This window comes from Mycetocola sp. JXN-3 (assembly GCF_014522285.1).
Lineage (GTDB): Bacteria > Actinomycetota > Actinomycetes > Actinomycetales > Microbacteriaceae > Mycetocola > Mycetocola saprophilus.
This window is the reverse complement of record NZ_CP041635.1, coordinates 766,925-789,090: the sequence shown is the minus strand read 5'-3', so window position 1 is coordinate 789,090 and position 22,166 is coordinate 766,925. Positions and strand designations below refer to the sequence as shown.

General features: G+C 65.0%; 20 protein-coding genes. 8 read left to right on the top strand and 12 right to left on the bottom strand.

Going from position 1 to position 22,166, the window contains the following annotated elements:
• Positions 1–123: 123 nt before the first annotated feature.
• Positions 124–846: an META domain-containing protein gene (locus C7C57_RS03600; RefSeq protein WP_187977615.1), complete on the bottom strand. Its 723-nt coding sequence runs from the start codon at positions 844–846 to the stop codon at positions 124–126.
• A 185-nt stretch (positions 847–1,031) separates the two neighbouring features.
• Here C7C57_RS03600 and C7C57_RS03595 point away from each other — a divergent pair, with 185 nt between their 5' ends.
• A complete protein-coding gene (locus C7C57_RS03595) occupies positions 1,032–1,427 on the top strand; it encodes a phage holin family protein (protein WP_030148280.1) in 396 nt (131 codons plus the stop codon).
• Between the two features lie 99 nt (positions 1,428–1,526).
• On the opposite strand, the gene C7C57_RS03590 is transcribed toward C7C57_RS03595, so the two are convergent.
• Together C7C57_RS03590 and C7C57_RS03585 are read right to left on the bottom strand one after the other, a co-directional pair.
• Positions 1,527–2,333: a membrane protein insertase YidC gene (locus C7C57_RS03590; RefSeq protein WP_187977614.1), complete on the bottom strand. Its 807-nt coding sequence runs from the start codon at positions 2,331–2,333 to the stop codon at positions 1,527–1,529.
• 123 nt (positions 2,334–2,456) lie between these two features.
• Positions 2,457–2,771 carry a DUF6412 domain-containing protein gene (locus tag C7C57_RS03585; RefSeq protein ID WP_030148278.1) on the bottom strand — a complete coding sequence of 105 codons (315 nt, stop codon included), beginning with the start codon at positions 2,769–2,771 and terminating at the stop codon, positions 2,457–2,459.
• A gap of 59 nt (positions 2,772–2,830) precedes the next feature.
• Here C7C57_RS03585 and C7C57_RS03580 point away from each other — a divergent pair, with 59 nt between their 5' ends.
• From C7C57_RS03580 to C7C57_RS03565, 4 genes are all read left to right on the top strand, one after another.
• Positions 2,831–3,214, top strand: a complete 384-nt coding sequence (locus tag C7C57_RS03580) for a DUF4259 domain-containing protein (RefSeq protein ID WP_187977613.1) — start codon at positions 2,831–2,833, stop codon at positions 3,212–3,214.
• Positions 3,215–3,343: 129 nt separating this feature from the next.
• Entirely contained in the window at positions 3,344–4,960 is a 1,617-nt protein-coding gene (locus C7C57_RS03575) for an MFS transporter (RefSeq protein ID WP_187977612.1), read from the top strand.
• 99 nt (positions 4,961–5,059) lie between these two features.
• Complete coding sequence (locus C7C57_RS03570) at positions 5,060–6,334, top strand: hypothetical protein (RefSeq protein ID WP_187977611.1); 1,275 nt, start codon at positions 5,060–5,062, stop codon at positions 6,332–6,334.
• A 127-nt stretch (positions 6,335–6,461) separates the two neighbouring features.
• Positions 6,462–7,760: a hypothetical protein gene (locus C7C57_RS03565; RefSeq protein WP_187977610.1), complete on the top strand. Its 1,299-nt coding sequence runs from the start codon at positions 6,462–6,464 to the stop codon at positions 7,758–7,760.
• Positions 7,761–7,817: 57 nt separating this feature from the next.
• On the opposite strand, the gene C7C57_RS03560 is transcribed toward C7C57_RS03565, so the two are convergent.
• The 6 genes from C7C57_RS03560 to C7C57_RS03535 all read right to left on the bottom strand — a co-directional run bounded on the left by C7C57_RS03560 (position 7,818) and on the right by C7C57_RS03535 (position 15,797).
• Entirely contained in the window at positions 7,818–10,097 is a 2,280-nt protein-coding gene (locus C7C57_RS03560; RefSeq protein ID WP_187977609.1) for a glycoside hydrolase family 3 N-terminal domain-containing protein, read from the bottom strand.
• Between the two features lie 118 nt (positions 10,098–10,215).
• Entirely contained in the window at positions 10,216–11,337 is a 1,122-nt protein-coding gene (locus C7C57_RS03555; protein WP_187977608.1) for an ABC transporter permease, read from the bottom strand.
• Between the two features lie 3 nt (positions 11,338–11,340).
• Positions 11,341–12,324, bottom strand: a complete 984-nt coding sequence (locus tag C7C57_RS03550; protein WP_030148272.1) for an ABC transporter permease — start codon at positions 12,322–12,324, stop codon at positions 11,341–11,343.
• Positions 12,325–12,328: 4 nt separating this feature from the next.
• Positions 12,329–13,135 carry an ABC transporter ATP-binding protein gene (locus C7C57_RS03545; protein WP_030148271.1) on the bottom strand — a complete coding sequence of 269 codons (807 nt, stop codon included), beginning with the start codon at positions 13,133–13,135 and terminating at the stop codon, positions 12,329–12,331.
• A gap of 5 nt (positions 13,136–13,140) precedes the next feature.
• Positions 13,141–13,956, bottom strand: coding sequence for an ABC transporter ATP-binding protein (locus C7C57_RS03540; protein ID WP_255505818.1), 816 nt, complete (start codon positions 13,954–13,956; stop codon positions 13,141–13,143).
• A 170-nt stretch (positions 13,957–14,126) separates the two neighbouring features.
• On the bottom strand, positions 14,127–15,797 hold the full coding sequence (locus C7C57_RS03535; protein WP_187977606.1) for an ABC transporter substrate-binding protein: 1,671 nt from the start codon (positions 15,795–15,797) through the stop codon (positions 14,127–14,129).
• A 597-nt stretch (positions 15,798–16,394) separates the two neighbouring features.
• On the opposite strand from C7C57_RS03535, the gene C7C57_RS03530 reads away from it, so the two are divergent.
• Entirely contained in the window at positions 16,395–17,054 is a 660-nt protein-coding gene (locus tag C7C57_RS03530; RefSeq protein ID WP_030148268.1) for a TetR/AcrR family transcriptional regulator, read from the top strand.
• 16 nt (positions 17,055–17,070) lie between these two features.
• Here the strand turns inward: C7C57_RS03530 and C7C57_RS03525 are convergent, their stop codons facing one another.
• From C7C57_RS03525 to C7C57_RS03515, 3 genes are read right to left on the bottom strand one after another with little or no spacing between them, the layout of a single operon-like run.
• The gene (locus C7C57_RS03525; protein ID WP_187977605.1) at positions 17,071–17,730 is read right to left on the bottom strand and encodes an ATP-binding cassette domain-containing protein; all 660 of its coding nucleotides are present in this window, start codon (positions 17,728–17,730) and stop codon (positions 17,071–17,073) included.
• The gene (locus C7C57_RS03520) at positions 17,727–19,940 is read right to left on the bottom strand and encodes a hypothetical protein (protein WP_187977604.1); all 2,214 of its coding nucleotides are present in this window, start codon (positions 19,938–19,940) and stop codon (positions 17,727–17,729) included. Before C7C57_RS03520 ends, C7C57_RS03525 begins: the two co-directional genes overlap by 4 nt.
• Positions 19,941–19,957: 17 nt before the next feature.
• Entirely contained in the window at positions 19,958–20,272 is a 315-nt protein-coding gene (locus C7C57_RS03515) for a lactococcin 972 family bacteriocin (protein WP_187977603.1), read from the bottom strand.
• 296 nt (positions 20,273–20,568) lie between these two features.
• On the opposite strand from C7C57_RS03515, the gene C7C57_RS03510 reads away from it, so the two are divergent.
• Together C7C57_RS03510 and C7C57_RS03505 are read left to right on the top strand one after the other, a co-directional pair.
• A complete protein-coding gene (locus C7C57_RS03510; protein WP_187977602.1) occupies positions 20,569–21,087 on the top strand; it encodes a hypothetical protein in 519 nt (172 codons plus the stop codon).
• Positions 21,088–21,432: 345 nt separating this feature from the next.
• Positions 21,433–22,164 carry a thioredoxin domain-containing protein gene (locus tag C7C57_RS03505; protein WP_187977601.1) on the top strand — a complete coding sequence of 244 codons (732 nt, stop codon included), beginning with the start codon at positions 21,433–21,435 and terminating at the stop codon, positions 22,162–22,164.
• Positions 22,165–22,166 lie beyond the last annotated feature (2 nt).

Here is a 22,166-nt window from a genome sequence, read left to right as displayed (position 1 = left end):
TTTGTCGAGCGGCCACACAACCACACTTTAGGCGTTTTTTGCCCACTTCGGGGTGAGCCTCGGCCGGTATTGGCCGGAAATCACCGTTTTCACCCAGAAAACAGGGGGCAAACTCGGGTTTTACTAGCCCCGGCCCAGGCGACCGAGGATCTTACCCTCGGCACTTTGGATCACCAGTTCCGCGTCGGTCACCCGCGCGGTCTTGGCCGCGGAGAGCCAGGCATCCACGTTCTCGCAGGCCATCCGGGTGGACCCGAGCGCATCCAGGGTCACGGTGTCTCCGCTCTGTGCCCAGGTACCGATCAGGGTGTTACACCCGTCATTGCCGTTCAGGGTCCCGTCGGGATTAAGGATCAGGGTAGGGGTTTGTCCCACCCCGGGTTCGGCGGCCGCCCAGGTTCCCACCACCGCGCTCGATCCCGCGTCGCCACCAGGAGTCGGGGGCGAGGGGGCTTTCCCCCGCACCAGGGTCGTCAGGGTGGTCCCCTTCTTATCCTGCAGAATCAGGTCCTTGCCCTCAATGCTCACCCGTTCGGTCTGCGAAAAGACACTGGGCAGGGCCTCCCCCTCGCAGGCGATCAGCGTGCTCGGGCCCGAGGTCACGGTCAGGGTACCGCTCGGTGCGAGCTTCCAGGTGCCGCTGCCACCATTGCAGCCGTCCGATCCGGTCCAGGTGCCGTCCTTGTCCAGGGTCAGAAACGGGGAGGTGGAGTAGGAGGTAGTGGGAACCCAGGTACCCTCCAGATCGCGCTCTGCAGGGGCGGTGCTCCCGGGACCGGAGGCGCACGCAGTCAGCAGCAGCGCGCTCAGGGCGAGCACGGGCAAAAACAGGTGGCGAGCGGACATCGAGAGCCTTTCGTCGCGATCTTGGGATCCCGCACCCCCGGCCGGATCAATCGTGCCCCCAGCATATCGACCCGGCGCATCACTCATGTGGGCGACCGATCACAACCCGGTTACGGTTATGGTTCCGCACCGGGCTCGAAGCTGCCATACTCGGAGAACTGACTCATATCCTGGGGAAACACCGCATGATTCGTTTTCTGATTGGTACCGCGATCAACCTCGGCACAGCCGCGCTGGGCCTGCTGTTGGCGGCCTGGATCATCCCCGGTGTGCACATCACCGCCTCGGGATTCATCGTGGCCGTGGTGGTCTTCACCGTGGCCCAGGCGATTCTGACCCCGTTTATCTTCAACCTGGCCCGCAAGTATGCCACCCCGATCCTCGGCGGCATCGGCCTGATCTCGACCTTTGTGGCGCTGTTTGTGGCCACCCTCTTCCCCGGCGGGCTCGGTCTGGCCGATGTGACCGCCTGGATCCTGGCCCCGATCGTGGTGTGGGTGGTGACCGCGCTGGGGGGATGGATCCTCACCGCGATCTTCCTCAAGAAGCGCATCGAGGAGTCTAAGAGCCGCAAGCGGTAACCATCGCGGTGAGCGAGTCCAGAAATCGTCTGCGCTCACCCCACACACCCGGCGGGCCGGTACCAAGAAAATCTTGGTACCGGCCCGCAGTGCGTCCGGCTAGGCGGGCACCAGCTCGGTCCCGCCCTGACCTGCCGCCTCCGCGCGTGCCCCGAGGATACGGCGTAGCAGCAGGCGTTCGCACAGGGTCCAGGCGGTGGTGATCATCAGGTAGATCGCCGCGGCCAGCGGAACCCACAGCGCCATCAGCACGGTCATATAGGGCATCCAGCGCATGACCCTGGTGAGTCCGCTCAGGTCGGGCATGGCCGGCTGCCCAGGAACCGGGGCGGCCGGGGCGGGTGCGGGTTCCACGGGCAGGAGCAGATAGCGGCGCTGAAGTTCGGCGGTGATCGCCATGATCAGCACGATGCCCAGGTAGATGCCAATCCGCGGCCAGGCCTCCCCCGAGTTCAGCAGGGTCATCAGGTTGCCGCTCAGCGGGAGCCCGCCCAGGGTTTCGGTGAGCAGGGTATTGGGGGCACCGTGAATCTCGGGCTTAATGAAGAGACCGTAAATGGCCGAGAGCACCGGAATCTGCAGCAGCAGCGGCAGGCAGCCGGCCAGCGGCGAGGCCTTCTCGGTTTGGTAGAGCTCCATCAGCTTGCGCTGACGAACCTCGGGATTTTTGTATTTTGCATTCAGGGCGGCGATCTTGGGTGCCAGGCGCTTGCGGGTCAGCTCGGCCTTGACCTGGGAGCGACCCACGGGAATCAGCGCGGTGCGCACCAGGATCGTGAGCAGGGCCACGGCGAGCGCCGCCCCGGCCTCGGGTGCCAGCGGGGCCACGAACTCGTGCAGGCGGGTGACGAGCCAGGAGGCACCGTCAAGGAGGAGGGCAATCGGCCCAAAAGAATAGAGGTCCATCGGAGTTTCCAAACGGGTAGGAGAAAGGAGGAATCATCGATGGATTCCCCTCACTCCCCCGGTCGGAAACCGTGGAGGATGGGTTCGGGCGGGCGCGATCAGCCGCCTCGGAAAACCGAGGTGTTAGGCGAGGATACCGCGCGGGCCGGAGGGGAATCCGAGGATTCCTCCCGGCGCTCGAGGACGCGGCTTGCCCGACGTATTGGGGTTGCTCTGGCTGGGCAGCCGGCGAATGTTGCGGGGATCCCGCACCCGGGTTCGGGTCGCGGTATCCACCATGAACCCGATACTCGGCAGCGCGCGGGCGGCCACCACGGCCAGGGTCAACAGCACCAGGCTGGTCACACCGGTGGTGGCCAGCATGGTGAAGGACTGCGCGTGCACCAGCTGCTCGGCGACCGCGGTAAAGAACTGGGTCAGGAAACTCAGCAGTGACACCGTGTCTCCCTTCGCCGTGGTTCCTGGATCAAGTGTAACCGGAGCGATAGCCTGGAACCATGGGAGCTTGGGAAACAGGAGCATTTGATAACGACGGTGCCGGCGATCTGATCGTCGCGATCACCGAGGGCTACTTCACCTTCGAGTCGGTGGCATGGGCGTTCGAGGATGAGGACTATATCGAGGTGGACGGCGGCCAGATCGCCCTGGCCCTCGCCGAGCTGGCGGTCCGCTCCCGCGCGGGCGAGCCGCTTCCGCTGGGCGGCGGCGACTCGGCCCCGTTTGCGGCGCTGCTCTCCCCCGAACGCATCGAGTGGATCCGCACCCAGGCGACGCGCACCCTGGCGGGGGCCGACACCTCCGAGCTGTATGAGCTGTGGGAGGAAGCGGGCGAGCTGGACGGCTGGCTCGCCGACGCGCGCGCCACACTCGCGAAGCTGTAAGCGCAGCTCGCGGCCGGCGGCCGGTGTCCATCGAACGGTTGACGGCCGGTCAGCCGGATGGGCCCTGCCCGGAGCCACGCCCCGGACCGAGACTGGGAACGTAAGAGTTCTCCGTCCAAAGGATGTCCGATGTCACTTCCCACAACCACCGCCGTCTCGGCCGGTCCCGGCGCGCTGCTGCTGCGCATCGGACTGATCACCGCGGTCTCGATGACCACGATCGACCAGACCATCGTCGCCCTCTCGGCACCGACCATTCAGTCCGAGCTGGGGCTCAGCCAGGAGGGCCTGCAGTGGGCGATCAACGCCTACCTGCTGGCCACCGCCGCGTTCTTCCTGGTGGGTGGACGCCTGGCCGACCTCTTCGGCCACCGTCGCATGGTGATTTTGGGCATCGCCGGATTCGCCGTGGCCTCGCTGCTGTGCGGAATCACCCCCACCGGTGAGTGGGCCGAACCCATCCTGATCGGTGCTCGCGTGCTCCAGGGACTCTCCGGCGCGCTGATGTTCCCCGCCGCGGTGGGACTGCTGGTGCAGTCGGTGCCGCGCGAGGGGCGCGGACGCACGATGGCCACCTTCTTTACGATCACCGGTGCGATGACCGCGATCGGTCCGATCGCCGGCGGCTACCTCACCCAGTGGACCTGGCGGGCCATCTTCTGGGTCAACATCCCGCTGGCGATTATCGCGATCATCCTGCTGATCATCGCCCGCAACGTACGGATGGTGACCCCCGCCGCGGCACCGCGCGATCGCCGCATCGACTGGCTCGGAGCCGTCCTGGTGGCCGCGGGAATGTCGCTGGTGATCTACGCACTGCAGCGCTTTGGGGAGCTCGGTTGGGGCACCGCCTGGGTCTGGACGGTCCTGGCCGGCGGCCTGGTCCTGCTTGCCGGATTCGTCTGGTGGCAGAACCACACGCCGGCACCCCTGGTGCAGCTGAACGTCTTCCGGAGCCGCGGATTCAGCGTCTCCAGCCTGGCCATCCTGATCGCCAACATCTCGTTTGTGCCGATCTTCTTTTTCCTCAGCGTCTACGGGCAGCTCTCGCTGGGGCTCTCCGCCTCGGTGACCGGGCTGCTGTTCCTCAAGCTGTTCCTCGGCTTTGCCATCGGGGCGCGAATCGGCTCCCGACGCTATGACCGGCGGGGCATCCGCATGGTCCTGCTGATCGGTGGCGTGGCCGGTGCCGTGGGCTTCGGCTGGCTCGCCCAGATCGCCACCAACCTCGATATCGACGGCACCAGCTTCGTCAACCCGCAGACCTGGCCGATCGCCCTGGCCGGATTCGGGATCGGCTTCATGCTGACCGCGGCCAGCACCGATGCGATCAACCGGGCCCCGCACGCCGGCTACGGCGAGGTCACCGGAATCACCCAGACGCTCAAGAACTTTGGTGGGGCGCTCGGGATGGCCGTGATCGCCAGCATCGTGACGGGACGCCTGACCACCCTGCTCACCGATTCCCTGGGCAAGTTTGGGGCCACCCCGGCGCAGGTCACCGATGTGGTCAACCAGGTCACCGGGGCCGGTTCCGGTTCCGGCGGAGCCAAGGACCTACCGGCCGGGATCCCCTCCTCGGTCGCTCAGCAGATCCTCGACAGCGTCAAGCTCGACTATGCCCACGCCGCCCAGTGGGGCTTTACCGCGATGGCCATCGCCATGGGTGTCCTGGTTGTCCTCGCCCTGCTGTCCCCGCGAGGTGCCACCCCGGTGGCCGAGGCGGTAGTGCTCGAGCGAGCGTAGACCCCCGAAAGGTCACGCTCCGGTCTCGGTTACCCGAGAAAATGCCCGGGGGGCCAGACGAACCACGGCATACGGGGAGTGTCCCTCTACCGTAGAAAAATGATTGTTATTCAGTCGCTTTTCACCCGACGTCTGGCCTCCACGGTTGGTGCCCTCGGCGTGGCTATTCTCGTGCTGAGCGGCTGCTCACTGCTCGAATCAAATCCCGAGTTCGAGAAATACACCAACGAGGTTCGAGCCATCCCCGGAGTGCGCGTCGCCACCGGAACCACCACCATGGGACATCATGCATCCACCATCACCACCCTGCACGTGGAGATGGATGCGCGACCCGGGGTCTATCCCGAAGTGATGGCGCGCGTCTGCTCACCGATTGGGTTTAAGGCCGGGCGGCAGGAGTTTGTCCTCATCGCCGCGCACACGCGACTCAGCTGGGAGACCGATCGCTGCGAGGATCCCGCCAACGATGTCATGGGGCTCATCCGAGATGCCGAGGCCACCGAAATCGATTCCTCACTCAGCGTGGTCCGCACAAAAAAGTCGGGGACACATGTGAACGAGCCGGTCCAGGTCATTATTTCGCGTCCCGCCGACTTCTCCCACGTGCTTGCGCTCGCGGACGCCATCGCGCCGCATCTGGAAAACACCCCCACGGTGGTCCAGGGGAACGGTATCGACATCCATTCCGACAATCGCGGTCAGCTCACCACGGCCCTCCGCACCGCCCACTCCGTGGCGTCCGAATATCCGATGAACTGGATACAGCTCACGGATGTTCTCTCCGTGGATGTACCCGAGGTTTCCTCACAGGATGCCGTAGGCGCGGCGTTTGCCGCCACCGCACCAGAATTCTCCCGAACCTATGAGGTCATGACCTCCGTCGGTGCGATCCTTCGGCCCGCGCAGGGAAACTATCCCGAAACCGCCGAGCTCGTCTCTTTTCTCTCCGCGGGCGGGTACACCACCAGACAAATCTCCCACCATCGGTTTGAAATAGACGTCCAGAATATCGACGAGTTGGAAGCTCTGAGCCGTGAGGTGGCGACCCGAAACGCCGGGCGCGCGGCCGTGCGATTCTCCATCCCCGACACTTCCGAATCGATTGTGGGCTTCGTGACGCTGCCGGAGGTTTCCTCTCGGGTGCTGACACCACTCAACAATCCGTACCCCGGTTATGCCGACCTCTACCGGAAGATCGTTGCCAACGGCGGAATCAAATCGATCACGTTTGCCCCCGATTCTCTCGGCGTCCAGACCGTCACCGATGCCGATCACAACCAGAACGTAGCGCGGTTCCTCAGCCGGCTCGCGCAGGATCAGGATCTGCCCGAGGTGATCCTGAACGGAAGAGTCCTGGCGCGTGCACCGAAATAGTAAACCTGGATCGGAGAATACTCGGTAGCCGCAGGCGGACCCACCGTACAGGCACAGGAACCCCAGCCACTCGGATTTGCGGAGCCTGCTGCCACACCCAAGCCATAACAGGGGTTAGGCTCTGGGTATGTCTCGTCTCCTCCCCGCGCACCCCGCTCGCCTGCTTGCCGCCGTCACGGTCCTCGGGCTGGGGATGCTCGGGCTCACGGCCTGCAGCGGGAATAACGAGGAAGCCTTCAACACCTATCGGCACGGCATCGAGCAGGTCCCCGGTCTCACCCACTTCGAGTCGGGGCTCTCGCGGGCGGTTCCCCTGGTCCCCACCGGGCGCATCCAGGTTGAACTGCCCGCGGACCAGGGCGTCTACGACGCCCTGGTCGCGGCCACCTGCGGCAAGGATCGTGGCATTGCCACCACGTTCGAATACACGATGACCGGTGAACACACCGCGTTTACCGTGCAGGACTTCCCCTGCACCACCCAGAAATTCGACCCGCTGAAACTGGTCGCCGCCGCCGATTCGGTGGGCAAGAAGTCCACGGTCTCGATCGGCAATCTGAGCCCCGGTCTCGCCCCGTCCCCCACCTCCTCGGACCAACCGTTCACGCAGCGTGTTCGGCTGGATGCCGGAAATGATTCGGCGGCCACGTTTGCGCTGTTCGCCGCCATCGCCCCGCAGCTGCCCGATAACACCCTCGAAATCGAGGGCGATCACCTCCGCGCCAGCACCGAATCCGCCGCCGAGGTCACCACGCTGGCCTCCGATCTGGCGGCACTGAACGAGACGGTTCCGCTGCTGAGCGCGAGGTTCGCCGATACCCTGACGCTCGACACCGTGAGCGAGCCCGACAGCGCGGGCATCGTCGCATTCCTCACCGCCCGCTCGCCCGATCTCTATCGGGACCATCCGGTCATCTCGCGAATCGGGGTCCCCGATACCGCGGTGGCACCGCCGACCGACGCGGCCCTTGCCCTGCAGACCTGGCTGAACAACACCCTCGGTCTCACCGGCGGCGTGACCGAGAATACGCTGACGCTCAGGCTGGCGAATGTGGATGAGGTCGACACCGTCAGCCGTCAGATTGCCGAACACGGTACCGACCTGGTCGGCGTGGTCATGATCACCCCGGCCGCGGGTGCCGGGGTGCCCGAGTTTGTCTCGCTCCCCAACACGATCCGGCCGGGCACCAGCCCCGGCGATAACCCCTTCCCGGTGCTCACCGAACGTTTCCGGGCGCTCGCCCACACCGAGCAGGTCCGCCGAGTCGAGGCCGGCCGCGGATCGCTCAGGGTCTGGCTCCTCCCCTCGGCCGTGGGCGACGAGAGCGCAAGCGAATCCGTCCGCGCCATCATGCGCGGCATCGCCGAGGAGGGTGCCCTGACCACGGTGTGGCTCGATGATGTGCCGCTGGACGGCTACCGTTAGCCAGAAACACGGCGACGGCCCCGGGGAGATCCCCGGGGCCGTCGGCATGTGGTGTGACTAGGCGATGTTGAAGGTCGCGCGCAGCACGTCCTCGGAACGCGAGGACTTGCCCACGCGCAGCTCGAACGCACCGGCCTCGACGATGCGGTTACCCTTGGCATCCACGATCGTGCACTCGGATGCCGGCAGCTCGATCGAGACCTGCTTCGACTCACCCGGAGCGACATCCACCTGGGTGAAGGTCTTCAGCTCCTGGTCGGCCCAGCTGACCGAGGTCACGGTGTCGCTGACGTAGACCTGCACGGTTTCACGCGAGGGGCGTGCACCGGTGTTGGTCAGGGTCAGGGTCGCGCGCACGGTGTCGGCGGCGGTCAGGTTGGTGTCCGCGATGACCAGGTCGGAGTACTCCACCGTGGTGTACGACAGGCCCTGTCCGAACTGGAATGCCGGGGTCTGGGTCAGGTCGGCGTAGCGGTTACCGTGCTGGCCACGGATCTGGTTGTAGTAGGTCGGCTGCTGGCCGGAGTGACGGGCAAACGAGATCGGCAGGCGACCCGAGGGCTCGATCAGACCGAGCGCGAGCTCGGCGATCGCGCGGCCACCCTGCATACCCGGGTTCGCCACCCAGAGCAGCGCGGCGGCGTTCAGGGCCGACTCCGGCAGCACCAGCGGCTTGGAGGCCAGCAGGACCACGATCATCGGGGTGCCGGTCTCGGCCAGGGCATCCAGCAGGGCGATCTGCCCACCGATGAGCTCCAGGGTTGCGGTCGAACGACCCTCACCCACGAGTTCGATGCGGTCACCCACGACGGCCACTACGTAGTCGGCGTCCTTCGCGGCGGCCACGGCCTCGGCGATCTGGGCGGCATCCGGGGCGGTCGGAACCACAACCTGCGGACGCGGCTGACCGTCGGGGAAGAACTCGCCCTCGGGGTCGGCGGCCAGGGTCAGGATGTCGGCGCCCTGGGCATAGGAGACGCTCCAGTCGGCGGGGGTGTGCGCCCGCAGACCATCCAACACGGTGGTGATCATCTCGCGCGGGTGACCCTCGGGGAACCAACCGGCCTGGCCGGAGTTACCCGCCCAGTCACCCAGCTGGGTCTGCGCGTCATCGGCCAGCGGGCCCACAACGGCGATCTTCTTGGCGGCACCGGTGGGAACCGAACGGCCCGACTCATCGGCGACAAAACCGCCCTCGAGCGGCAGGACGCCGTCGTTGTTCAGCAGCACCAGCGAGTGGCGAGCCACCTCGAGGTTCAGCGCGGTGTGGTCCTCGTGACCCACCAGAGCCTCCTGAGCGGCCACGTCGGGGTGACGCGGGTTCTCGAACAGGCCGAGCTCAAACTTGAGGGTCAGGATGCGGGCAACCGCGGGGTGCAGCTCATCCTCGGTCAGCATGCCCTTCTCGATGGCCTCGAGGGCACCCTCGAAGAACTTCGGGGTGGTCATGACCATGTCGTTACCGGCCTTGACGGCGGCCGCGGCGGCGTGGGCATAGTCGGGCTGAACCTGCTGCTCCCAGACCATCCGGCCCACGTTGTCCCAGTCGGTGATCAGGGTTCCGGTGTAACCCCACTCGCCACGCAGCACATCATTCAGCAGCCAGTCGTTCACGGTGATCGGCACGCCATCGGTGCTCTGGTAACCGAGCATGAAGGTGCGGCAGCCCTCGCGGGCCACGCGCTCGAACGGCGGCAGGAACCAGGAGCGCAGCTTACGCGGGGAGATGTCGGCCTCGGAGGCGTCGCGGCCACCCTGGGTCTCCGAGTAACCGGCGAAGTGCTTGGCGGTCGCGAGGATCGCCGAGGGGTCGTTCAGGCCCTTGCCCTGGTACCCACGAACCATCGCCGAGGCCAGCTCACCGATCAGGTGCGGGTCCTCACCGAAGGTCTCATCCACGCGGCCCCAACGCAGGTCGCGGGCGATGCACAGCACCGGGGAGAAGGTCCAGTGCACACCGGTGGTGGCGGTCTCCACGGCGGTGATCCGGGCAACCTGCTCGGTCAGCTCGGCGTTCCAGGTACCGGCCATACCCAGCTGGGTCGGGAAGATCGTGGCACCCTTCCAGAAGGAGTTTCCGTGGATGCAGTCCTCGCCCACCAGCAGCGGAATCCGCAGCTCGGTCTCGGCGGTCAGCTCGTGGGCACGGACCACGCGCTCGGGCGAGGTGTGCAGGATAGAGCCGACGTGCTTGCCCAGGACGTGATCGTCGAGGTCATCACGCGCATCCAGCTGGAGCATCTGCCCCACCTTCTGCTCGCGGGTCATCCGACCCAGCAGGTCTTCTACCCGCTCGGCAATCGTGAGGTCGGGGTTCAGGTACGGAAGCGTAGTCATGAAACGTAAGTCCTTAGATGGTCGGGGGCCGACCGGGTTGATGCGGGTGTAAGGGGCGAACGAGCCGCCCCGCAAACGACCCCCTCCTCCATCGGGAGAAGGGGGCCGAATGGTGTGATTACCGGGCGGTGGTGTCGTCCGGCGATGCGGGGGCGGGCGGGGCCACCGGGGTGACCGCATCCGCGTCGGCAGCGGGGCTTGCATGCTTGGGAGCCGAGGCACCCCCGCTGCCCGGATCGCTGCCCGAGGGCGGCGCGGTCCGCACGGCGGTCACGCTCGAGGACACCTTGATGCCCTTCTTGCGCATTTCGCGGGCACGCTCACCGGCGCTACGCAGGCGCGGGTTCACGTACTCGTCGATACCGAAGTTGATCAGCGAGAGGGCCATACCCAGCAGCGCGATGCAGAGACCGGCGGGAACGTACCACCACCAGAAGTCCGGGAAGGCACCGTTCTGCTGAGCCCAGAACAGGATGGTTCCCCAGTTCAGGTTGGTGATCGGGATCACACCGATGAAGGCCAGGGTGGTCAGACCCAGGACGGCCGCGGTCACGGTTCCCACGAAGGAGGAGGCGATGATCGCGATCAGGTTGGGGAGCATCTCCACCGCGATGATGCGGTACAGCGGCTCACCGTTGGCGCGGGCCGCCTGGACAAAGTCCCGGTTGCGCAGCGACATGGTCTGGGCGCGCAGCACGCGGCTACCCCAGGCCCAACCGGTCAGCGCCAGCACACCGGCGATGAGCAGCAGGCTCGGGTTCTCGTACTGCGAGGCCACGATGATCATCAGCGGCAGGGCCGGGATCACCAGGAACACGTTGGTAACGGCCGAGAGGCCCTCGCTCTTCCAGCCACCGATATAACCGGCGGTCACACCGATGATCACGGCGATCAGGGTCGCGATAATACCGGCCGCGAAGCCCACCACGAGCACGCCGCGGGTTCCGTAGATCAGCTGGCTGAGGACGTCCTCACCCATGTGGGTGGTGCCCAGCCAGTGGGTGGCCGAGGGGCCCTGACGCAGGGCGGTGAAGTCCTTGTCCAGCGGGCCGTAGGGGGCCAGCAGGTCGCCGAAGATGGCGACCAGGACAAAGAAGCCGAGGATGCACAGACCGGCGATCGACTTTCCATTGCGGAACATCGAGAAGGCCTGTCCAAACTTCGTGGCGAAGTTCTGCTTACGCGGCGGACGGGGCGCGGTATCAACGGCGGCGATAACCGCGGTTTCGGGCTGAGTCATGGTCTAGGCCTCCGACTGACGGGTGCGCGGGTCGAGAATCGCGTAGGCGACATCGGCGAGGATGTTGGCCACCAGGATGGTCAACGTGATGATCAGGAACAGACCCTGCATGAGCGGGTAGTCCTTCGCGTTGGTGGCGTCAAGCAGCAGCTTTCCCACACCGGGGTAGGAGAACACAAGCTCCATCACCAGGGTTCCACCCACGATGAATCCGAGCGAGAGCGCGAAGCTCGACAGCTGCGGCAGGACCGCGTTGCGGGCGGCGTAGTTGATGAGCACCTTGCGCGGCGAGAGGCCCTTGGCCTGAGCCACGGTCACGTAGTCCTCGTCCATGACGGTGACCATCATGTTACGCATACCCAGGACCCAGCCACCGAGGGAGGAGATCACGATGGTGAGCGCGGGAAGCGTACCGTGGTTGATGACCTGACCGATGAAGTCCAGCGAGAACTCGGGGGTAGACCCCTTATCGTACGCATGGGATGCGGGGAACCAGCCCAATCCGGTGGCCAGCAGCGCAATCGCGATCAGGCCGAGCCAGAAGTAGGGCACGGTGGAGAAGAAGGTCGTGATCGGGATCAGCGCGTCGGCCTTGGATCCGCGACGCCATCCGGCGTAGGCACCCAGCATGGTACCGATCACAAACGACAGGATGGTCGCGATACCCACCAGACCGATGGTCCAGGGCAGGGCCGAGGCGATCACGTCGGTGACCGGGGCGAGACCCTTGGAGAAGGAGCGACCCAGGTCGCCGCTGAAGAGCAGCTTCCAGTAGTTGATGTACTGCTCCAGCATGGACTGGTTCTTGTCCAGACCAAACAGGGTGCGCAGCGAGGCCGCGGCATCCGGGCTGATCAGACCCTGGTTCTTGGCGATATAGGCCGAAACCGGGTCACCCTTGAGGAAGCGGGGCAGGAAGAAGTTAATCGTGATCGCCGCCCAGGCGGTGAACAGATAGAACGCTGTGCGTCGGAGGAAGAATCTCACGGGGTCAGCTCCGGGGGGAAGTAGTGCCGGGCGCCGCGAAGTGCTTGTCCGGGTTGGGCGAGGCATCCCGCAGCTGACGCGTGTAGGCGTTCTGCGGGTTCAGGATGACATCATCGGCGTTACCGCGCTCGACCACGACACCGTGGTTGAGCACCATAATCTCGTCCGAGAAGTGACGGGCGGTCGCGAGGTCGTGGGTGATGTAGAGCACACCCAGGTTGTTCTCGCGCTGCAGGTCGGCAAGCAGGTTCAGCACGCCCAGTCGGATCGACACGTCGAGCATCGACACGGGCTCATCGGCGATCAGCAGCGACGGACGCGAGGCCAGGGCACGGGCGATGGCCACACGCTGACGCTGTCCACCGGAGAGCTCATGCGGGCGACGATCGATCACGTCGTTGGGCTCCAGACGCACGCGCTCCAGCAGGCGGAACACCTCGTCCTCCACCTGGTCCTTGGGCACAACCTTGTCCAGCAGCAGCGGACGCTCGATGTGGTGACGGATGGTGTGGTACGGGTTCAGCGAGGCGAACGGGTCCTGGAAGACCATGCGCACCTGCTGGCGGTACTTACGCAGCGCACGGCCGCGACGCGGAATGGCCACGCCATCCAGCAGCACCTCACCGGAGGTGGCACGCTCAAGCTGGGTGAGGATCTTGGCGATGGTGGACTTACCACTACCACTCTGGCCCACCAGGGCGATGGTCTTGCCCGAGGTCAGGGTGAAGTTGACCTTGTCCAGGGCGAGGAAGTCACCGGTACCGCGGATGCGGTAGCGCTTGGTGACGTCTTTGAATTCAAGGGTCGTCATGGCGGTTACGCTCCAGTCACTGTGGGCGAGGACTTACCGCGGACAAAGTCGCCGCGTTCGCCGGTGAGGCTCGGGAAGGACGCGAGGAGCTTACGGGTGTACTCGTGCTCGGCGTGGTGGTAGATCTGCTCGGCGGTGTTGATCTCAACAACCTTGCCCTGACGCATCACGGCAATACGGTCGGAGATTTCCAGCAGCAGCGGAAGGTCGTGGGTGATGAAGATCACCGAGAAGCCGAATTCCTTGCGCAGGTCGGAGATCTGCTGCAGGATTTCGCGCTGCACCAGCACGTCCAGCGCGGTGGTGGGCTCGTCCATGATCATCAGCTGGGGCTTGAGGGCCAGAGCCATGGCGATCATCACGCGCTGACGCATTCCGCCGGAGAGTTCGTGGGGGAACGCACGCAGACGGTCACGGCCCACGCCGACGATCTCCAGCAGGCGACCCGATTCCTCGGTGCGCTGTGCCTTGTTCATCTCGGGGCGGTGGGTCGTAAAGACGTCACCGAGCTGCTTGCCGATGTTGACCACGGGGTTCAGGGCGTTCATCGCACCCTGGAACACCATCGAGGCCTTGTCCCAGCGGAACGCACGCATCTGCTGGTCATCGAGGGAGTTGAGGTCGATGTCCTCGCCGCCCTTGTCGTGGAAGATGGCGGATCCCTGGGTGATCACGGCCGGCGGCTTGAGCAGCCGCTGGATACCGTAGGCGAGGGTGGTCTTACCACAGCCGGATTCACCGGCGAGACCGAGGATTTCGCCACGCTTCAGCGTGATCGAAACGTCTCGCACGGCTTCGACGGGGGGATCCACGTCGTACATCACGCTGAAGTTCGAGACCGTCAGCAGATTGTCGGAGGTCACAATGCGTTCCTGATTCTTGTCATGCGTCATGTCTTAGGCGGGGATGGGGGAAGACATGAGAAACCCGTGGGCGGGGGTGGAGCGCTGATGCACTCCACCCCCGTCACGAAAGGTGATGCGGTGCGAAATTACTTCGCGGCGGCCTTCAGCTTGGTCAGGATGAGGACCGAGTTGACCTGAGTGGGGTCGGCCGGTGCGTACGGGTCCTTCTCGTTCGGCCAACCCACGTAGTTACGGGTGTTGTACGAACCGATGTAGGGACGGGTACCGATCGGCATGGCAGGAACGTCGTTGACGAAGATCTGCTGAACCTTGTCCAGGGCCTCGGTGCGGGCTGCGTCGTCGGTCGCGTTAGCGTAGGCGGCGAGCTCGGTGGTGGCCTCGGGGTTGTCGTAGCGACCGAAGTTGAAGTCGGCCTGCTCACCGATGGGCTTCAGGTACATGCCGCCCATGGTGTTGTTGTAGATGTTGTACGGGGTTGCTCCGGTGTCGGTCCAGTGCAGGATCGCGTCGAAGTCACCCTTACCCTTGTTGTCCCACCAGGTGTCGGAGTCCGGGGTGTTGACCTTGGCCTCGGCACCGAGGGCCTTGACCGAGTCGGCGATCAGGCTGATGCCGGTTACGTAGTCGTTCCAGCCCTGGGGGACGGAGATGGTGAAGGACACCGGCTGACCCTGCGGGTCGACCAGCTTGGTTCCCACACCGGTGTAACCGGCGTCGGTCAGGATCTTCTTGGCGGCGTCAACGTCGACCTTGTAGTCCTTGCCCTTGTACTCTTCCTGGATGAAGGGGTCACCGGCAGGGGTGGGCAGACCGGTGATCGACTTGATCGCCGGAACCGCGCCCTCGCGAGCGACTTCCTGGTGCTTGTGACGGTCAATCACGTCGTTGACGGCCTTGCGGAATGCCAGGTTGTTGAAGGGTGCCTTGGTGGTGTTGACGTACATGGCGTCGATACCGAGACCGGCGGCGGCCCACTGCACGTTGTGCTCCGGGTCCTTGTCCAGGAAGGCGGACTTCACGTTGGGGATGAAGGCCTGTGCCCAGTCGGCGTCGCCGTTGGCCAGCGCGGTGGTCAGAGCGGTGTTGTCGTTGTAGGACACGTAGTACAGCTTCGGGACGGCGAGCTTGCCACCCCAGTAGTCGTCGCGAGCGGTCAGCTCAACGGACTGGGTGTCGAACTTGGTGAGCTTGTACGGACCGGTTCCGACGGCTTCCTTGAAGTCGTAGGTGGCCGGGTCCTTGACACCCTCGTAGATGTGCTTGGGGACGATGCGCTTGTGCAGCACCTTCTCCTGCTTCACGAACATCGAGTTCTCGAAGTCCAGGGTGACCTTGTTACCGTCTTCGGTGACCTTGGTCAGGCCCATGGCGTCGATGTCGAGCGAGGGGTGGTCCAGGAACAGCTGGAAGGTGTAAGCGATGTCGGCGGCGGTGAAGTCCTTGCCGTCGTTCCACTTGACGCCCTCACGGGCGGTGACGGTGAGCGACTTGTAGTCGGTCGACCATTCCATCTTCTCGGCGAGCCAGGGGGTGGCTGCTTCGCTGGGGTTTGCCAGGTTGATCAGTGCCAGCGGCTCGAGAATCGAGTTGATGTAACCGAGCTTGAGGGCGGAGGAGTCGCCAACCCAGGGGTTGTTCGACTGGGTGGCGATTGCGCCGTCCGGCTTCGCAATGGTCAGCGCTGCGCCGCCCTTGCCTTCACCGGCGTTGCCACCGTTGTTGCCACCGCCGGCACAGCCGGTCAGGGCGAGCGCGGCCGCGAGCCCCAGGGCGACCAAAGAGGACTTCTTCGTCATTTCTCTCTCCTACATAGGATGGGAGTTTCGAAGCGTTCTGCTTCGAAACGGTTATTCACTGTGAGTGCGGACACCCGAATGGGCGTGTCCAACCGCGGGTTGTGTCTCCAACCCTTTCCCGATGGTGATGCGCCATCGGGGACGCGGCTACCGATCTACCGTGATCGCCATGTGCTCGCGACCCTGTGAGACCCAACTGCCGAGGGCGATAAAAAATCCGGCTCGCGCGAAGGAGCCGGAGAGCGCCTCGTTGCGAGTAGACAAATTGTCGTTATCCCTGAATCTCGATGGTGGAGAATGGCCGCTGATCTTCGCCCTCGTTGTGTTCCATTACCCGTGGGGCGGGTGGATCACAAGCGTTGATATTGGCCGCTCTTCACCGGTGAGACCGGTAATCTTCCAAAAGGTTACCGGCTTGTCAGTAAGTTTTCAAGTGCGCCACGTTCGAGACTGCGCTATCCTCCTAAATACAGACGCGTCACGTGCCGTGCACGTCACATTACATTCGAGTTCTACTGGGTCAGTGCACTCTTGATTACGGTTCGACAACACTTGCCGAAGCAACGATGCAGACGCAGATTGAAGGGGGTGCCCCACGTGGCCACCGCAAAAAAGCAAACACGTTCGCGTCCGGAGACCATCGCCCGTCGACGCGAGATTCTGCGTGCAGCAACGGATATTTTCGGGTCCAAGGGGTCGGTCAACGGCACCCTCACCGATATCGCCGAGCAGGTCGGGATGACCCACGCCGGCATCCTTCACCACTTCGGCTCCAAGGATCAGCTCCTGATGGAGGTGCTCACCTACCGCGATGAGTCCGACGTGGACCACCTGGAGGAAAAGCACATCCCAACCGGGATCGAGTTCTTCCGCCACCTGGTGCGCACCGCGTTCTCCAACGCCCACCGTGCCGGTCTGGTGCAGGCCTATGCGGTACTCTCGGCCGAATCGGTCACCGATGACCACGCGGCCCGCGACTACTTCGAAGACCGCTACCGCACCCTGCGGCAGGAGGCCGTCGAGGCCTTCACCCAGATCTGCGCCGAGCGCGGCGTCGCGACCCCCGAGACCGCCTACCGTGCCGGCGCCGGCATCCTGGCAGTGATGGACGGTCTGCAGGTGCAGTGGCTGCTGGATCCCACCAACATCGAGCTGGGCGAAACCAGCGAGTTCGCCATCGAGGCCATCGTCTCGGCCGTGCTGAGCCCGCAGCCCTCCCCGCTGCGCGAGCCCGCCCTGGACGCGGTCGCCGACTAGCGGGGCGATTCGACGGTCAGGAGGACGCGGCAGTCAGGTCGACTCTGCGGTCGCAACGCGCGGCCACCTCGAGGTCGTGAGTGACCAGGACGATGCCGCGTCCCTCCCGAGCGAGCCCGGTCAGGAGCTCAAGGATTCGGTCCCGGTTATCCGGATCGAGCGATCCGGTGGGTTCATCGGCCAGCACCAGCCGAGAGGGTTTCAGCAGGAGCCGGGCGATGGCCAATCGCTGCTGTTCGCCGCCGGACAGGGTGAAGATGGGCCGGCGCAGGTCCTGCCTGAGCCCGACTCGCTCCAGCACTGCCGCACGTTCCCTGCGTCCGATCGCCCGCGAGCGCCGCGGATACACCTGGGCGATCGCCAGGTTATGCAGGATGTCCAGGGTGTCCACCAGGGCGAAGTTTTGAAAGAGATATCCCAGACGATTCATGAGCAGCAATCGCGCCGCCCGGGTATGCGGAGCCGGGGCGCGCGCCCCAAAAAGTTGTAATTCGCCGGCGTCGAAATGCTCCAGCAACCCCAGAATGTTCAGCGCGGTGGTTTTGCCACTTCCGCTTGGCCCGGTCACCGCGACCATCTCCCCCGCGTGGACGGTGAGGTCGAACTCGTCCAGCACCCGGTGCCCCGCAAAGCCTCGCGAGATGCCCCGTGCCACACACAGCGGTGCTTCGCTCATGGGCGTATCCCCTTTCGTATGGTCACGATGATGACGGCGGCCGCGCCCTGAACTACGCAGATTCCCGCGACCACCGTCAGGATGTGGCCCAGGGGCGGAATGTTCGGGGAGAACGGGTGGAGATTCAGCACCCACAATCCGGATCCGGCCGCGAGATACACGACCCCCAGAGTCGTTCCAATGCGCCACAACTCCCGGTACCTATGCACGGGACCGTAACCGTGCAATCCCCGCACCGCTATGGGACGGGCATAACGTTCCAGGGCAATCGTGAGCGACTGTGCCGTCATCAGAAGCAACAGCAGGATCAGCGCGCCACCGAGGATTCCACTCTTCACCTGGGCCTCCCGGGCATACGCCAGTCGCGCCTGCTCGGCTTCGCCGATGGTCACCAGGCTTGGCAGATTGTCATCAAGACCGTATTCGGCCAAGATCGGGGCAAGACTGCTGCGCGTCTTGCGACCGTCTCCATCGATCAGCGGTACCCGGAGCGCCCCGTCTGGGCCACCGGTGATCGCGTTGGCGGCGTCCCAGGCGGTGGCATTTTCCCGGGTCATCACCTCGATCAGGGGGTCTCGAATCCGGCCCGCGTTTTTTGTGCCCACCGTGGGTGAGAAGGCGAATACGTCCTGTCCGCTGGCGGTCCAGATAATGCGCACACGCTGGTCCTGCACACCCGGAGGCGCGGTCATCCCCAGCACCGTTTGACTGGTTTTTGCCGCCCCCGCACGGTTGCGACGGGTCGTAGCCAGGAGCTGCTCTTCACGGTCTCGATAGCTCTCCGGTGCCAGAATGATCCAGTCCCTCTCGGACTCATCCACGCCGATCCGCTGCCCATTGGTATCTAGTAGCGGATACCGCGCCATGTAGGAGGGGTTGACTTTGAGTGCCGGGAACACGTCGGGGGCAACCGGGTTTTTAGCTAAGCCCTCGTCATAGCTGGTGGCATCGATATAGAGCGCACCGTTAGCGGCCAAGCGGGGATATAGTTGCCCGGCAGTTTTAGCGATTAACGTCAAGCTGCCGGATTGGATGTCGAGGGTTTCATCACCGTTGCGCAACGGGGCAAACACCCCATATTCGGTACTCGCCGCCCAAATCTCCAGCTTTTTGACTTCGGCATTCAGACCGTCGGCCCCCGCCCACAGCCCGCTTCCGACCACGATCACCGCGACGGCCGTTGTCGCGGACGCAATCACGCTCAGCCCAAAAATGGCTCGGGTATCCCTGCGGTTTTTGATGAACTCGGCGATCCGCAACCGGGCAAGATAGGGAATGGTTGGCGCGGTGACCGCCAGCAACAGGACCCCCGTACTCCCGGCGGTCTGGGCGAGGGCGCCGAGCACCGCCGGGTGCATTCCGGGAAGCGTAGCCGCGATTCCGGTGCCCAGCACGAGGGTGATGAGAGCCGTCCCGGCGATGGGCCGCCCCGAGATGATCCACCAGGCCCGCGTCGCCCCGATTCCCTGCATCCGCAATACCCCGGCATGCTTGGCCTCTCGAAACTGCCGATAGAGCGCGAGGATCGCCACCAGTACGGTGCCCGCGGCCAAGATCATGCCCGGATAGACCGGCTGGGTCGCCGTGGGAACGAGGGTCACGACCCGCGCCGCACGCAGGTCTGCGGCGGTGACTGGTGCCTGATTCGGGTCCCCCGAGAGCGCCGTAGCCAGCGCATCGGTAAAAGCAGCACAGTCGCGCCGCGGGCATTCTGCGATGTAGGTTCCCGGTGCCGGAAGCGAGTCAAACACGCGGGCAAGGGGACGCACGCCCCGCTCTTCCCCCGGCCAGAGGGTTCGCAGCTCGCCGACGGTTCGTTCCGGGCGTGTGCTCGGAGCGGTCCCAGTGGAAGCGGTTCCCGCTCGCGTCTCATCCGCAGTGGGAAGACGGCCCGCAGAAACCTCAAAGGTGTCCAATACCCGAGAGGATTCACCGGCCAGGAATGCAAACTGGGTGACGACGCTCGCCCCCTGATGCGTGGCTCCGATGACCGTTCGATAGATATTGGACTGGGTGGATCGCGCGGCGGACGTGAGCGCATCGAGGACCGGACCGGGATCATCCCTCGTCGCCGGGATGACGAATGGTGTGCCCACTCGGGCGGCCGCGTCGGCAAACTCCGCGCGCTCGGCGTTGAGGGCGTTCATATACCCCACACCAAATGCCGCACAGATCACCAATGCGACCAGCCCCAGCAGGATCGTTTTCATCGTTCGAGCGCTCCCGTCTAGGGATACACGTTCCAGTATTCTGCGGCGTCTTCACTCGCACCGGCCTGAGTTTCAGCCTGTGCGAACTCCCCCGGGTCTTTCTTCACGAATTTCGTGTTGGGCCCGGCTATGGCGGTAGCCGAATGGGCAACGTCCTGATTCTGATAGTGCGACCAGACGTTCTTGAACCACGGTGCCTGAAATGCGGTTCCGTAGCTCCACGTCCCACCGCCCACGTTAACGATCGTTCCGGCGAAAGCGGGTACTGCGGCCCCAACAGCGAGCCCACCTGCCAGCGTCACCGCGAGTGCGATGCGCGTTCGAATGTTCATGGTGCTCTCCTTTGTGTGTTGGCCGGGGATACCCCGGGATATTTGGGCCACGCTACGCTCTCGTCCGAACCGGTTGGAGGGATGTCAGCGGGCCGGCGTGACAAAGTTCGCGAGCATGGAAACACTTCCCGACATGCCGCCTCGCATCCGGCGAACATAGTCAGCCGTCATCAAGCGTCACACGCAGGAAATCACGGACAGGCTTCCCGCCCATCATCGATTTCCCGAGGTCGGCGGGGGCCCCTCAGACTCCCCCGCTATAGTGGAGGGGTTTGATCGAGGCTGGAAGGGGGACCATGAGACGCCAGATCACCACGCGGATCGCCGGGCTCTCCCCGCGTACGGTCCTGGTTTTTGCCGTGCTCCTGGCGATCATCACGGTGGCCCTGATGGCACCGCGCTGCACCAACGCCGCGCAAACGCTGCGGGCCCCGGCCCACAACCTGGTGGTCGAGAGCACCGACTCTCCGCTCGTGGCGATGCACGCCGACACGTCGCGTGACATCGCCTCCGTATCGTCGCTCGCGCACCGATCCGATGCCCTGAGCCCCGAGTCTGGCGCGTTCAGCCGCGGGCTGGCCGAGGCGATGGCCGCCGAAACCGTGGATGAGTCCTCGCCGTTCTGTGCGCCGACCGGGCCAAGCCCCGACAACGTGACCAGCGCCCGCACGCTGGATCAGCACACCATCACCACCGGCGACGCCGTCACCTCCACCGCGCTCGGACTCGAGCCCATCGTCACGGCCGTCTCCCCCACGCATTCCCACACCCCGGCGGCACCGCTGCCCCAGGACCTCGGGATATCCCGAACCTAGGCATCCGGCGGGAGCGTCCGCGATTTTCGCGTGAATGACGCATAAACTCCGCACCCCACGGCCGTAAACCCGAGCCGGCCAATCCGGCCCGCCCTGCTTCCGGCCGTCCCTCCCGAGGATCAGCACACGCGCTCGTGTATCCGTGTTTGCGTGCTTCCGCACCCGCACATCCTCACCCCGCACATCCTCACCCCGTGCACCCGTGCACATCCTCACCCCGTGCACCCGTGCACATCCTCACCCGCGCCGCTGCGCGGATCGAAAACCGCACCGGCCGGACCGCGCATCCCATACTTCGGCGTGCCTCATCGCCTCCCGCGATCACGCCCCAACCCAAGGATTTTTATGAGTACCCGTCGAACCACCCTGATAGCCATCGGTTCCACCCTCGCGGTCGCCGCAATCGGCGTGATGATCTGGGCCGGAACCACCGGCCCGGGCGACACCGCCCCCACCTCGCCGATCGCCGAGAGCCAGGCGCCCAGCACCAACAACGCGGCCCCGCAGCCCGAGCAGCCCCCGCTGACCCTGGACCGCCGAATCGACGGCGACCCGCTGGCCATGGGCGCGATCGACGCCCCCGTCACCCTGGTCGAGTTCGCCGACTACCGCTGCCCCTTCTGCGGGGTCTTCTCGCGGGACAGCATGCCGCAGATCAAGAAGGAGTTTGTGGACACCGGCCTGGTCCGCGTGGAGTGGCGTGACTTCCCGATCTTCGGCGACGACTCGGTCGCCTCGGCGGTGGCCGCCCGCGCCGCCGGCGAGCAGGGGAAGTTCTGGGAGTACCACGACGCGATCTACGCTGCCGCCCCCGAGCGCGGACACCCCGACTACCCGCGGGAGAAGCTGGTGGAGTTTGCCCGGCAGGTCGGGGTGCCGGACATGACCAAGTTCACCGCGGACCTCGATAGTCCCGAACTGCAGCAGGCGGTCGCGAAGGATCTCGCCGAAGGGAAGTCCCTGGGGGTCAATTCGACTCCGGTGTTTGCGATTAACTCGACCCCGGTTGTCGGTGCCCAGCCCCTCTCGGTGTTCCAGGAAGCAATCCGCGCGGAGCTGGCGAAGGTCGGTCGCTAAGC

What these genes read in the sequence shown, in the direction of transcription:
- C7C57_RS03600 (WP_187977615.1), bottom strand. Translation starts at nt 846, where the DNA reads ATGTCCGCTCGCCACCTGTTTTTGCCCGTGCTCGCCCTGAGCGCGCTG.
- C7C57_RS03595 (WP_030148280.1), top strand. Translation starts at nt 1,032, where the DNA reads ATGATTCGTTTTCTGATTGGTACCGCGATCAACCTCGGCACAGCCGCG.
- C7C57_RS03590 (WP_187977614.1), bottom strand. Translation starts at nt 2,333, where the DNA reads ATGGACCTCTATTCTTTTGGGCCGATTGCCCTCCTCCTTGACGGTGCC.
- C7C57_RS03580 (WP_187977613.1), top strand. Translation starts at nt 2,831, where the DNA reads ATGGGAGCTTGGGAAACAGGAGCATTTGATAACGACGGTGCCGGCGAT.
- C7C57_RS03575 (WP_187977612.1), top strand. Translation starts at nt 3,344, where the DNA reads ATGTCACTTCCCACAACCACCGCCGTCTCGGCCGGTCCCGGCGCGCTG.
- C7C57_RS03570 (WP_187977611.1), top strand. Translation starts at nt 5,060, where the DNA reads ATGATTGTTATTCAGTCGCTTTTCACCCGACGTCTGGCCTCCACGGTT.
- C7C57_RS03565 (WP_187977610.1), top strand. Translation starts at nt 6,462, where the DNA reads ATGTCTCGTCTCCTCCCCGCGCACCCCGCTCGCCTGCTTGCCGCCGTC.
- C7C57_RS03560 (WP_187977609.1), bottom strand. Translation starts at nt 10,097, where the DNA reads ATGACTACGCTTCCGTACCTGAACCCCGACCTCACGATTGCCGAGCGG.
- C7C57_RS03555 (WP_187977608.1), bottom strand. Translation starts at nt 11,337, where the DNA reads ATGACTCAGCCCGAAACCGCGGTTATCGCCGCCGTTGATACCGCGCCC.
- C7C57_RS03545 (WP_030148271.1), bottom strand. Translation starts at nt 13,135, where the DNA reads ATGACGACCCTTGAATTCAAAGACGTCACCAAGCGCTACCGCATCCGC.
- C7C57_RS03540 (WP_255505818.1), bottom strand. Translation starts at nt 13,956, where the DNA reads ATGTACGACGTGGATCCCCCCGTCGAAGCCGTGCGAGACGTTTCGATC.
- C7C57_RS03535 (WP_187977606.1), bottom strand. Translation starts at nt 15,797, where the DNA reads ATGACGAAGAAGTCCTCTTTGGTCGCCCTGGGGCTCGCGGCCGCGCTC.
- C7C57_RS03525 (WP_187977605.1), bottom strand. Translation starts at nt 17,730, where the DNA reads ATGAGCGAAGCACCGCTGTGTGTGGCACGGGGCATCTCGCGAGGCTTT.
- C7C57_RS03520 (WP_187977604.1), bottom strand. Translation starts at nt 19,940, where the DNA reads ATGAAAACGATCCTGCTGGGGCTGGTCGCATTGGTGATCTGTGCGGCA.
- C7C57_RS03515 (WP_187977603.1), bottom strand. Translation starts at nt 20,272, where the DNA reads ATGAACATTCGAACGCGCATCGCACTCGCGGTGACGCTGGCAGGTGGG.
- C7C57_RS03510 (WP_187977602.1), top strand. Translation starts at nt 20,569, where the DNA reads ATGAGACGCCAGATCACCACGCGGATCGCCGGGCTCTCCCCGCGTACG.
- C7C57_RS03505 (WP_187977601.1), top strand. Translation starts at nt 21,433, where the DNA reads ATGAGTACCCGTCGAACCACCCTGATAGCCATCGGTTCCACCCTCGCG.